1 protein-coding gene is annotated in these 230 nt (G+C 58.7%); it reads left to right on the top strand.

Annotated features, from left to right (window positions below; all coding sequences use genetic code 11):
* The coding region (locus FPZ47_RS28155) for a transglutaminase-like domain-containing protein (RefSeq protein ID WP_484213805.1) at positions 1-230 on the top strand (230 nt) is incomplete at both ends.

Here is a 230-nt window from a genome sequence, read left to right as displayed (position 1 = left end):
CACATCGCTGCCGATCCCGGTCGACGGGTTACCGATCAGGCTCCACCACCGATGAAGTTAGAGTTCGCGCGGTTCCTTGCACCCACCGAATTCCTCGACTGGAAACACGATGCCGTGCAGCAGTTCACCGAATCGGCGACGCGTAACGCCATTGATTCCGTCGATAAGGCGTGCCGCATCTTCACCGCTGTCCGTGATTCGATCTGGTACGACCCGTATTCCGTCTCCGA

The sequence above is a fragment of the Mycobacterium helveticum genome (assembly GCF_007714205.1).
GTDB classification, from domain to species: Bacteria; Actinomycetota; Actinomycetes; order Mycobacteriales; family Mycobacteriaceae; genus Mycobacterium; species Mycobacterium helveticum.
Note: the sequence above shows the minus strand (reverse complement) of the source record. Positions and strands in the feature narration are given on the sequence as shown.